This is a genomic window from Telluria beijingensis, assembly GCF_030770395.1.
GTDB classification, from domain to species: domain Bacteria; phylum Pseudomonadota; class Gammaproteobacteria; order Burkholderiales; family Burkholderiaceae_D; genus Telluria; species Telluria beijingensis.
In genome coordinates this window covers 1,119,779-1,130,963 of sequence record NZ_CP132480.1, presented here as the reverse complement: position 1 = coordinate 1,130,963, position 11,185 = coordinate 1,119,779, and the positions used below count along the sequence as shown (strand labels likewise).

Sequence of the window (11,185 nt, the reverse complement as noted above, 5' to 3'; positions counted from 1 at the left end):
GGACGCCCATGCGGACGCCCTCCCCTACGATGTACTGCTTGAATTTTTTTGCTTGGTGAGCCGGCGCTTTCAGCCGACAAGCGGCTGCGATTGTATCGTTACAATGTTTCAACAAAGTGACGCGGTGGAGTGATGTCATACAGCGGAATGCCGCCAATATGCATGAGCTTCAGACAAGCAGACAAATTCGATTTGGCTTGGCTATTTAGAGCTTTGGCATATAAATCACCGCGTTAGTGTTGTCTGTACGCGACATAATCGAAGCTGACTCAGCCGAAATGTGACAAGGCGGGATTATATGGGCGGCATTCTCCAGCGGAATTTTTTTGATAAAAATTCAGTGGAAGCGCATGGGTAACGAAGATTTTTGTAGCGAGAAGGCGACATAAGTTAATTTTCCACTAACTTATTGCCAAAAGTCACTCGCCAATTATGACAAGGTAGAGGCCCGGCGGACGCCGGGCCGGGAGATGTCACACTTTATTTGCCGCGCGCGGCCACGGCGTCCAGCGCCGCGATCCGTGCTTCGAATTCCGTGTAACGTTGATCCAGCTGGCGCGTCAGACGTTGCTTTTCCGCCACGGGCAGGAAGGCGTAGCGGATGCTGTTGTAAGAGGCTTTCTTCACTTCCGCATAGCTCGGCCTGAACTGGCTGGCGAACTGCACGTACTCATGCGACAGCGTGTGACGGGTCACGCCGGTATCGTCGGTCGAAATCACGAAAGGCACGCCGTATTTGCGATACAGGTTGAGCGGGTGGTTCGCGCCCGAAACGCCGCTGATGAAGGCATTCGAGGTCAGGTTGATCTCGACCGGGATGTCCTTCTCGCGCATGGTCTTCATGATGGCCGGGGCATTCGCCTCGTGCGCCAGGTCCAGGCCGTGGCCGATGCGGTCGGCGCCCGCCACCGCCAGCGCCTGGTCGATGTGGAATTTCAAACCTTCCGGCGGCACGTCGCCCATGGCCAGCTCGCCGGCGTGCATCGCCACCTTCACCTTCGGATATACCGTCTTCAGGAAGCGGAACATCTTCATGTGCAGGCTGTAGTCGCGCATCGACACATGCGTGCTTTCCTGGCCCACGATGTTCAGGCCGACGATGCGACCGCCCTTGTCGGCCGCCTTGAAGCTCGACACCATGGCCGAGAACACCTGGGACGGGTTCAGCAGGCGCAGCGTGTAGTTCTGGTAGCGCATGGTGAAGCGCTCATCGTCGATGCCTTCCGACGCCTCATTGATCTGCCTGACGAAGTCGTCGATCGACTTGTTGAAGGCGGCGTCCTGGTCCAGCGTGGCCAGCTTGGCGCGCAGCACCTTGTCGAGGGCCTTGTCGTCGCCCGCATCGCGCCAGGCCTGGCTGTCGAAATCCGGGTTGGCCACGAATGGCGACAGCAGGAACATCGTCTCGATGTAGCCGACGTTTTCCGCGATGGCGCGCTGCTTGAGCTCGAGCAGGCCTTCGCGCAGGTTGTCGTTGGCCACCGGGCCGAAGTAGCCGAAAGACTGGAAGAAGCGCTGGTCGGGCGCCGGCTGCAGGTTGGTGTGGTTGTGGAAATCCTTGTTCGACCAGCGCTTGGCGACTTCGCGCCAGGTGTCTTCGTCGGCCCGCACCTCGGCGCCCGAGCGGCAGGTGCGCTGCGCCGCCGGACGCGCCAGTTCGCGCGCGACCACGGCCTTGTCGGTCTCGATGCGGTAAGTCTGCGTGTTGATGCAGAAGCCCTGCTTGTCGACGAATTCGGTATAGGTCTCGGCATACACCGAGCCCGAATAATGGTGGTGCAGGTCGCCGCCCTTCGGCATCTGGGTGAAGAACATCGTCAGTTCGGACAGCTTCGCTTCGCCTGCGATCAGGCTCGCATAGTGGCGGGCCGTTGCCGCCTCGTTCGCGTTGGCGGCGGGCTCCTTGGCCCAGGCCGGGTCGGCCATGGCCAGCGCCAGCAGCGCGCCGCCGGTCAGGTTCTTGTGCATCGTGTGCTTTCTGGATGGGGTTGACCGCGCAACTCTAACTGCTTCGTTCACCCTTGGCAATATTGCCAAATCAACGTTGATGCACCTTGCGGCCGTTCGAATAGGTCGCGGCAATCGTCCGGTCGTCGCCCAGCAGGGCCAGCGCGAACAGAAGTTCTTCCAGCGAGTCGCAATGGCTCGTCCGGCGCGCCAGCAGCGGCGTCGCCTCGCGGTCGAGCACCACGAAATCGGCTTCCAGGCCGGGCTGGAAACTGCCGATCGTGTCGCTTAGTCGCATGCTGCGCGCCGCGCCCAGGGTGGCGAGGTAGAACATGCGCAGTGCGGGCAGGTAACTGCCCTTCAGCCGCGCTACCTTGTAGGCTTCGTTCATGGTCTGCAGCATCGAGAACGAGGTGCCGGCGCCGACGTCGGTGCCCAGCGCCAGCTGCACGCGCGCGCTGTCGGCGCGCTCGAAGTCGAACAGGCCGCTGCCCAGGAACAGGTTCGAGGTCGGACACACGGCGGCTGCCGAACCGGTGGCGGCCATGCGCGCGAAGTCCTCGTCGTCGAGCCAGATGCAGTGGCCGAACAGCGCGCGCGGACGCATCAGGCCAAAGCGCTCGTACACGTCGAGATAGCTGCGCGCCTGCGGGAACAGCTCGCCCACCCAGGTGCACTCGTCCCTGTTCTCGGCCACGTGGGTCTGGATGAAGGTGTCCGGATGGCGCGCCGCCAGCTCGCCCGTCAGGCGCAGCTGGACGTCGGTCGAGGTCGGGGCGAAGCGCGGCGTGATCGCGTACAGCGAACGTCCGCGCTTGTGCCACTTGTTGATCAAGTCTTCGCTCTGGCCCAGGTCGCCCTCGAGGTCGCGCAGGAAATCCGGGCAGTTGCGGTCCATCAGCACCTTGCCGGCCACCATGCGCAGGTTGCGTGCCTCGCTCGCCTCGAAGAAGGCGTCGACCGATTGCGGATGCACGGTGCAGTACACCACGGCGGTGGTGGTGCCGCAGCGCAGCAGCTCGTCCAGGAAGAACTCGGCGGTGGCGCGCGCGTGCGCCGGATCCTCGAAGCGGCGCTCGCTGGGGAAGGTATACGTCTCGAGCCAGGGCAGCAGGCCGGGAGACGGCGAGGCGATCATGTCGGTCTGCGGGTAGTGCAGGTGGGTGTCGATGAAGCCGGGGACGATCAGCTTGCCGCGGTAGTCGATCGGCTCGACGCCAGGCGGCAGGGTCGCGACCAGGGCCGCATGATCGCCGGCCGCCTTGATGCGGCCATTTTCAATGATCAGGAGGCCGTCTTCGTGCCACAGCGCGGCCCGGTCGTCGAAGGCCGGGTCGGCGCGAAAGTGCAGCAAGCTCGCACGGTAGGCTTGCAGATTGGGTGTTGCGGTGGACATCAGGTGAATTCCGGTTGTATTTCAGGGTGGTGGGCAGCATCCCACACGGACAGCAGCTGGGCCGCGACGGAGGCGGCGATCACGGCCGGGGCCTTGCCGTCGATGCCGGGCAGGCCGATCGGGCAAACCATGCGCGCGATGCGCGCGGCGTCGACGCCGCGTTCGCGCAGGCGCGCCTCGAACTGCCTGCGCTTGGTGTCCGATCCTATCAGACCGAACCAATCCCTGCCCGGACGCGCCAGGATGGCGTGGCACAGGCGCAGGTCGAGCGCATGGCTATGGGTCATCACCAGGAAGCTGGTGCCGGGGGCGGCGTGTTCGGCCAGCGCTTCCGGAGATTCGGTGGCTTCGATCGTGACGTTGGCCGGGACCTGCGCCGGGAACAGGTCTTCCCGTTCGTCGACCCAGGTCACGCGGCAGGGCAGCGGCGCCAGCGCGCGCACGATGGCGGCGCCGACGTGGCCGGCGCCGAACAGCATCAGGTGTTCGCGCGGGGCGAGGACGGCGTCCAGCAGCCAGCGGCGACCGCCCTCGCCTTCCACCACGCGGGTGTCGGGCGCCGGTGCGAAGGACGGCGTGGCGGCCGCGCCGGCGAGGTGGCGGCCGGCGTCGTCGAGCAAGGTCCATTCGGAGGCGCCGTCGAGGGCGACCAGGCGCCAGGTATCGAGATTACGGCGGGCGCGCAGGAGGTCCAGTTGATCGGATGCGGCGCGCTCGAACGCGAGCCAGGCCACGCCGCCGCAGCACTGGCCCAGGCTCGGGCCCAGCGCGAAACGCTGGAAGCAGCGCGCCTCGCCCCGGTGCAGCATGGCGCGCGCGATGTCCAGCGCACGATGCTCGAGATGGCCGCCACCGATGGTGCCGTCGAAATCGTGGGCGCGCACCAGCATCCTGGCGCCCGGCTCGCGCGGCACGGAGCCTTTCACGGCGGCCACCGTGACCAGCACGGCGGCTTCGCCATCGCGCGTGACGAGCCAGTCGTCCATCATGCGCGCGCCGCCTCGACGAAGGCGATCGCGTCCAGGATCTCCTCGCAGGTGGCCGGCGCGTTCAGCGGCGGGTTGATCCTGTGCCCGCCCACGCTCGAGATGGCGTCGCGGATCGCGAAGAACACCGAGAACGGCAGCAGCAGCGGTGGCTCGCCGACCGCCTTGGAGCGGTGGATGCTGTCCTCGACGTTGGCATTGTCGAACAGGCGCACCCGAAAGTCTTCGGGGCAGTCCGACACCGCCGGGATCTTGTAGGTGGACGGCGCATGCGTCATCAGCTTGCCGGCCGGGTTCCACCACAGCTCCTCCGTCGTCAGCCAGCCCATGCCCTGGATGAAGCCGCCCTCGACCTGGCCGATATCGATCGCCGGATTGAGCGAGCGGCCGGCGTCGTACAGCGCATCCACCCGCAGCAGCTTCCATTCGCCGGTGAGCGTGTCGACCACCACTTCGGACACCGCCGCGCCATAGGCGAAGTAGGAAAACGGGCGCCCGGTCATCGTCTTCGGATCCCAGTGCAGGCCGGGCGTCGCATAGAAGCCGTCGGACCACAGCTGCACCCGCGCCAGGTAGGCCTTCGCCACCAGTTCCTCGAACGGCAGCGACAGGCCGCCGACGAAGACGCTGCCCGCCGCGAAGCGCACCTCGGCGGCATCGCCGCCGTACTGGCTGGCGGCGAAGTCGGCCAGGCGCGCGCGGATCTTGCGCGCCGCATCCTGGGCCGCCTTGCCGTTCAGGTCCGCGCCCGTGGACGCGGCCGTGGCCGAGGTATTGGCCACCTTGGACGTGTCGGTGGCGGTGGCACGCACCCGTCCCAGTTCCACGCCCAGTTCGTGCGCCACCACCTGCATCACCTTGGTGTTGATGCCCTGCCCCATCTCGGTGCCGCCGTGGTTGACCAGGATGGAACCGTCCACATAGACGTGCACCAGCGCGCCGGCCTGGTTCAGGTGGGTGACGTTGAAGGCGATGCCGAACTTGACCGGCGTAAGCGCCAGGCCTTTCTTGAGGACCGGACTGGAGCGGTTGTAGTCGTCGAGGGCCGCGCGCCGGGCGCGGTAGTCGCTGCCGGTTTCCAGCTCGGCCACGAGTTCGTGGATGACGTTGTCGACGATCTCCTGGCCATAAGGCGTGGTCTTGCGCTCGTCCTTGCCGTAGAAGTTCAGGCGCCGGATGTCGAGCGCATCGCGGCCCAGATTGCGCGCGATCTCGTCGATCACGTATTCGATGGCGATCGCCCCCTGCGGCCCGCCGAAGCCGCGGAAGGCGGTGTTCGACTGGGTGTTGGTCTTGCCGCAGGCGGCGCGGATCTCGACGTCGGACAAATAATAGGCGTTGTCGAAGTGGCAGACGGCGCGCGTGGCCACCGGGCCCGACAGGTCGGCCGAGTAGCCGGCGCGCGACACCATGTCGACCCTGGCCGCCAGGATACGGCCTTCAATGTCGTAGCCGACTTCGTACTCGTAGTGGAAGCAGTGGCGCTTGCCCGTGACCAGCATGTCGTCGTCGCGGTCGGCGCGCAGCTTGACCGGACGCCCGGTACGCACGGCGGCGATGGCGGCCGCCGCGGCCCACAGCGCCGACTGCGATTCCTTGCCGCCGAAGCCGCCGCCCATGCGCCGGCACTCGACCGTCACGTGGTGCGAATGCAGGCCGAGCGCATGCGCGACCACGTGCTGCATCTCGCTCGGGTGCTGGGTCGAGCAGTACACATGCATGCCGCGGTCTTCGCCGGGGATCGCATACGCGACCTGGCCTTCGAGGTAGAACTGTTCCTGGCCGCCCACGTGCAGCTCGCCCTTGACGGTATGCGGCGCGCGCGCGAACGCCTGCGCCGCGTCGCCACGCGCCAGGCGCATCGGCGGCAGCACGTACGATGCGGCGGCGCGCGCTGCCTGCGGCGTGAGGATGGCCGGCAGGTCGTCGTAGTCGACCACGGCCAGGCGCGCCGCGCGGCGGGCATTGTCATGGCTGTCGGCGACCACGATGAAGAGCGGCTGGCCCACGTACTGGACCAGGCCGTCGGCCAGGATCGGATCGTCGTGGACGATCGGCCCGCAATCGTTGATGCCGGGGATGTCGCTGGCTGTCAGGACGGCGACCACGCCGCGGCTGGCGCGCACCGGTTCGAGATCGATCGTGTTGAAGCGCGCATGTGCGCGCGCCGACAGGCCGAGGGCGGCGTGCAGGGTGCCGGCCAGCTCGGCGATATCGTCGGTATAGGTGGCCTGGCCGCGCACGTGCAGCTCGGCGGATTCGTGCTTGCGTGCGCGGCCGACTTCGGCCCAGGCGTCCATCTGTTTCATCCCGGCCTCCTTACAGGCTCGCAAAGGCGTTGACGGCGCTGGCCGGCAGCGGATCGACGGGCCGCGTCTCGAGCCAGAAGCGGCGCAGCAGGTTTTGCGCGGCGCGCAGCCGATAGCCGCTGGACGCGCGCGCGTCGCTCAGCGGCGCATAGTCGCGCGCGAGCGCGTCCATCGCGGCGCGCAGCGTGGCTTCGCTCCAGGCCTGGCCGCGCAGCGCGGCTTCGGCCTGGCTGGCGCGCTGCGGCGTGGCGGCCATGCCGCCGAAGGCGATGCGCGCATCGAGGACGGTCTCGCCATCGAGCGTCACGGCGAAGGCGGCGCACACGGCCGAGATGTCCTGGTCGAAGCGCTTGGCCAGTTTATAGGTGCGAAAGCGCAGTCCACCGGCGGGCAACGGCACGCGCATGGCCTGCACGAACTCGCCCGCGCGCAGGTCTTTCTGCTGGTAGCCCAGGTAAAAATCTTCCAGCGCCAGCGCGCGCATGCCCTCAAAGCCGTTGAGCACCACCTGGCTGCCCAGCGCGATCATCCATGGCATCGAATCGCCGATCGGCGAACCGTTGGCGACGTTGCCGCCCAGGGTGCCGGCGTTACGGATCGGCAGCGAAGCAAAGCGCTGCCACAGTTCGGACAGTTCGGCCGGGTAGCGTGCGCACAGCGCCGCGTAGGCGTCCTGCAACGAGACGCCGGCGCCGATTTCCAGCATGCCCGCATGCTCGCGGACGGTCTTGAGTGCCTCGACCTGGCCCAGGTAGATGACGTCGCCCAGCGCGCGCATCTGCTTGGTCACCCACAGGCCGACGTCGGTCGAACCGGCCAGCAGCACGGCAGTTGGGTATTCGACGCGCAGTTTTACCAGCTCGTCCAGCGTGCGCGGCACGTGGAAGCGCTGGCCGTGGGCCGTGTAGCTGAAGCCGTGCGCGCGCTGCAGGCCCTGGAGGCGCTCGGCCAGCGCGGCCTTGTCGAAGGCGACCGCCGGCAGCTCGACCATGCGGCGCGCGGCGTCGATGATGGGACGGTAGCCGGTGCAGCGGCACAGATTGCCCGACAACGCATCGTCGATCTCGCAGCGCTGCGGCGCACGCCCTTCCTGTTTGAGGTACATGCCCCACAACGACATCGCGAAACCCGGCGTGCAGAAGCCGCACTGGGAACCGTGGCACTCGACCAGCGCCTGCTGCACCGGATGCAGCGCGCCGTCGGAGCCGGCCAGGTCTTCGACCGTGAACAAGGCCTTGCCGTCGAGCGTGGGCGTGAACTGAATGCAGGCGTTGACCGCCTTGAGCGCCAGCTCGCCCTGCTCCAGTGAACCGACCACCACCGTGCAGGCGCCGCAGTCGCCCTCGGCGCAGCCTTCCTTAGTGCCCGTGCAACGCAAATCCTCCCGCAGGTGCTGCAGGATGGTTTGCGTCGGCGGAGCGTCGCGCAGTTCGCGCAGCTCGCCGCGGAAGAGGAATCGGATCGGTTCTGACATGCCTGTTATCTGGTGCAGCTTTACTGTTCGCCAAGGGCGGAAGGCTACCATCCAGCCGTCGCCCCCATATAATCACATTCTGATATTGATTATCATCAAAATCACATATTAAAGGCGTACGGTGTCGCCCCTCATGCCATATAAGGATGCACCGTTTTCCAGTGATTGGCGATATCGATCCGGCGCGCGATCCATACCCGGTCATGTTGCGTTACGTACTCAAGGAAGCGCGCTAGCGCCGCCGTCCGTCCAGGGCGCCCCGCCAGGCGGCAGTGCAGGCCGACCGACAGCATCTTGGGCCGGTCCAGGCCATCCGGATCGCCCTCCGCGTAGAGCACGTCGAAGGCATCCTTCAGGTAATCGAAGAACTGGGTACCGGAATTGAAACCCTGGGCGGTGGCGAAGCGCATATCGTTCGTGTCGAGCGTGTAGGGCACCACCAGGTGCGGCACGCTGCGGACGGCGCCGTCCGCGTCGCGCGCCTCGACCCGCTGCCAGAGCGGCAGGTCGTCGCCATAGTGGTCGGCGTCGTAGGCGAAGCCGCCATGCTCGACCACCAGCCGGCGCGTGTTGGGCGAATCGCGGCCTGTATACCAGCCTTGCGGCGCGGCGCCGGTCAGGGAACGGATGATCTCGACAGCCTCCTTCATGTGGGCGCGCTCGGTCGCCTCATCGACGTTCTGGTAGGAGATCCAGCGCAGGCCGTGGCAGGCGATCTCGTGGCCCAGCTCGCGAAATGCCGCGACCGCGTCGGGATTCCGCTCCAGCGCCTGGGCGACGCCGAACACGGTCAGCGGCAGCCGTCGATCCTCGAACAACCGCAGCAGGCGCCACAAGCCGGCGCGCGAGCCGTACTCGTAGAGCGATTCCATGCTCATGTGGCGCGCGGGGAAGGCGCTGGCGCCGATAATCTCTGACAGGAAGGTCTCGGAGGCCGGGTCGCCATGCAGCACGCAATTCTCGGCCCCCTCTTCGTAATTCAGGACGAACTGCAGGGCGATGCGCGCTGCGCCGGGCCAGCGCGCGTGGGGTGGAGTGCAGCCGTAGCCGGCCAGATCGCGTGGGTAGGCGGTTTTCATGACTGAACGTGGTGGGAGCTTCAGTCAATCATATCGCGAAGAGAACACAGCCTTATAAGGAATATCGCATAGATTCAGTCATAACCAACTTATACGAGCATGTATTTCCTCCTATTTGCTCATCGCGGTCGAACTATGAGGCGAACCGGATTTTACTCTCACAGCATCGAAAAACCAGCCGTCCCAAGCGATTACCAGTCGATTTGGCCTCTTGATGAATACCGTCGTGCAACTCAGGTCGACGACCGTTACCGGATTTGGCAGCCGCAGCTTGTCGGCGCTTGCGTGGAATTCCTTGCGCAGAAACATGTCGGGTTCAACCTGCTGTGCTGCGAAATCCGACGGGCCACACTCGCGCGTGCCAAATCGAACAGCATCTTTGGTGATTTCGAATCGCTTACCTATCAGCTGGCTTGCTTCCTTTTCGTCGATGGAAGTAACCTCGGCGCCGTCGAGCGCTGCGGTCAACCTCCATTCACCAGTCACCGCACGTTCGTACCGATCCGCTGCCATCGCCGATGCCGAGAGCATAAGCATGGCTGCAAATCTCGATACATGCCGCCACAAGCGACGACGGATTATCCGGTCACATAGGAATTTCATGGTTTCTCCGATTCGCCAGCAGGCGTTGCGTGCTCGACTCGAAATGGCGCGCTTTCTTCTTCCCGCCTTTTGATAAGGCCTCGCGCAACGACATACTTTTTTCTGCCTCCTTCCTTAACCTCAACCTTGATCATGCGCGAAATATTTTCTGCGGCACCAGAAAAATCGCCTCTATTAACTAGCTCAAAGGTATCTCTGGTGCCTCGTACGCCACGGTTATACGTAACACTACAAAGCGCGTCGAATTGCGCCTGATTAAGGGGAACTTTTGTGTTACGCCTGACGTCACGCTCAGTTTCGGCAACACGTCGTGCGAACTCCAGGTTGACCATGTCGACACTTACTTTCTTCTGCAGTTCTTCTTCAGAACAGACACCTTTGTGCGCAAGTATCCCCGCCCCCCAGGTGCAGTGGCCTTTGTTCTTTCCCATATCGTTGTAGTAGCGATAAACAGCCGTCTCGGTGGCACGCAAGCGAGCCCGCGCATCTGGGCTCATACTCATTGCCCGGTTCGGATTGCCGTCTGAATTTTTCGCTTGTCGATCAGCCATTGCCACTCCACGCGAATATGAACTGCAGCTAAAACTAACACTTTGGAAGAAGCTGCCATTGAGCCATCCCAAACATAACGGCTAGGTTAGTGGGCCTCGATGACGAGACCACTCGCATGAATTTTTTCGCGATCGCTCCGGTCAATAGGCTAGTGGCTTGAGCGTCTCTGTCGACGGTGATAAACTGCACATGCAGCCCTAGGCTTTGTCCTCTCCCAACCACCATACTGGTGATGACGCTAGGTCAGTTTTTGGTCCCGCAATGCGGGACCACCCGAATTCAGACGACCCGCCACTTGGCGGGTTTGTCGTTTTCAGCACAAGGCATTCCAGTCACCGGCCTTGCACAAAAAGGCCTATCCCAGGCTTGCAGTAGCGCTATGATTTGATTGTCGCCTTCCTGCTTCACGACATGCGGCGACTTTCACACCAACAGAGCGAATCGATGGAGACAGGATGGGAAAACTGACCACCCACGTGCTCGACACCGCCCACGGCTGCCCTGGCGCCGGCATCCAGGTCGAGCTGTACGCAATCGGCCCCAACGAGCGCACACTGCTCAAGAGCACAACCACCAACGACGACGGCCGCTGCAGCGAACCCTTGCTGGACGCAGCCGCCCTGCAGCCAGGCAAATACGAACTGGTCTTCCACGCCGGCGACTACTACGCGGCGCGCGGCGTCGACCTCCCATCCCCGCGCTTCCTCGACCGCATCACCCTCGCCTTCGGCATCGCCGACCCCACCCAGAACTACCACGTGCCGCTGGTAATGACACCGTGGTCCTATTCGACCTATCGCGGCAGCTAGCAAACTTGCGGGCGTCATTTATCGTTGATC

The 11,185-nt window shown here is 64.4% G+C and carries 9 protein-coding genes; 1 reads left to right on the top strand and 8 read right to left on the bottom strand.

The annotated features are described in order from the left end of the window. Positions 1 to 480 precede the first annotated feature (480 nt). The 8 genes from Q9246_RS05050 to Q9246_RS05015 all read right to left on the bottom strand — a co-directional run bounded on the left by Q9246_RS05050 (position 481) and on the right by Q9246_RS05015 (position 10,345). Positions 481 to 1,968, bottom strand: coding sequence for an adenosine deaminase family protein (locus tag Q9246_RS05050; protein WP_306395922.1), 1,488 nt, complete (start codon positions 1,966 to 1,968; stop codon positions 481 to 483). Positions 1,969 to 2,038: 70 nt separating this feature from the next. Beyond that, positions 2,039 to 3,343 carry a guanine deaminase gene (gene guaD, locus Q9246_RS05045; protein WP_306395921.1) on the bottom strand — a complete coding sequence of 435 codons (1,305 nt, stop codon included), beginning with the start codon at positions 3,341 to 3,343 and terminating at the stop codon, positions 2,039 to 2,041. Continuing rightward, a complete protein-coding gene (gene xdhC, locus Q9246_RS05040; protein ID WP_306398084.1) occupies positions 3,343 to 4,329 on the bottom strand; it encodes a xanthine dehydrogenase accessory protein XdhC in 987 nt (328 codons plus the stop codon). Before xdhC ends, guaD begins: the two co-directional genes overlap by 1 nt. Beyond that, complete coding sequence (gene xdhB, locus Q9246_RS05035; RefSeq protein WP_306395919.1) at positions 4,329 to 6,638, bottom strand: xanthine dehydrogenase molybdopterin binding subunit; 2,310 nt, start codon at positions 6,636 to 6,638, stop codon at positions 4,329 to 4,331. The genes xdhC and xdhB overlap by 1 nt, the downstream gene beginning before the upstream one ends. A gap of 10 nt (positions 6,639 to 6,648) precedes the next feature. Next, positions 6,649 to 8,112: a xanthine dehydrogenase small subunit gene (xdhA, locus tag Q9246_RS05030; RefSeq protein ID WP_306395917.1), complete on the bottom strand. Its 1,464-nt coding sequence runs from the start codon at positions 8,110 to 8,112 to the stop codon at positions 6,649 to 6,651. Between the two features lie 131 nt (positions 8,113 to 8,243). Continuing rightward, positions 8,244 to 9,191 (bottom strand): allantoinase PuuE, encoded by a 948-nt coding sequence (puuE, locus tag Q9246_RS05025; protein ID WP_306395915.1) that lies wholly within the window; start codon positions 9,189 to 9,191, stop codon positions 8,244 to 8,246. A 111-nt stretch (positions 9,192 to 9,302) separates the two neighbouring features. Further along, positions 9,303 to 9,728 (bottom strand): hypothetical protein, encoded by a 426-nt coding sequence (locus tag Q9246_RS05020; RefSeq protein WP_306395913.1) that lies wholly within the window; start codon positions 9,726 to 9,728, stop codon positions 9,303 to 9,305. 62 nt (positions 9,729 to 9,790) lie between these two features. Then, a complete protein-coding gene (locus Q9246_RS05015) occupies positions 9,791 to 10,345 on the bottom strand; it encodes a glycoside hydrolase family protein (protein WP_306395912.1) in 555 nt (184 codons plus the stop codon). Positions 10,346 to 10,801: 456 nt separating this feature from the next. Between Q9246_RS05015 and uraH the strand changes: the two genes are divergently transcribed. Continuing rightward, positions 10,802 to 11,155, top strand: coding sequence for a hydroxyisourate hydrolase (uraH, locus tag Q9246_RS05010; RefSeq protein ID WP_306395911.1), 354 nt, complete (start codon positions 10,802 to 10,804; stop codon positions 11,153 to 11,155). Positions 11,156 to 11,185: the final 30 nt, after the last annotated feature.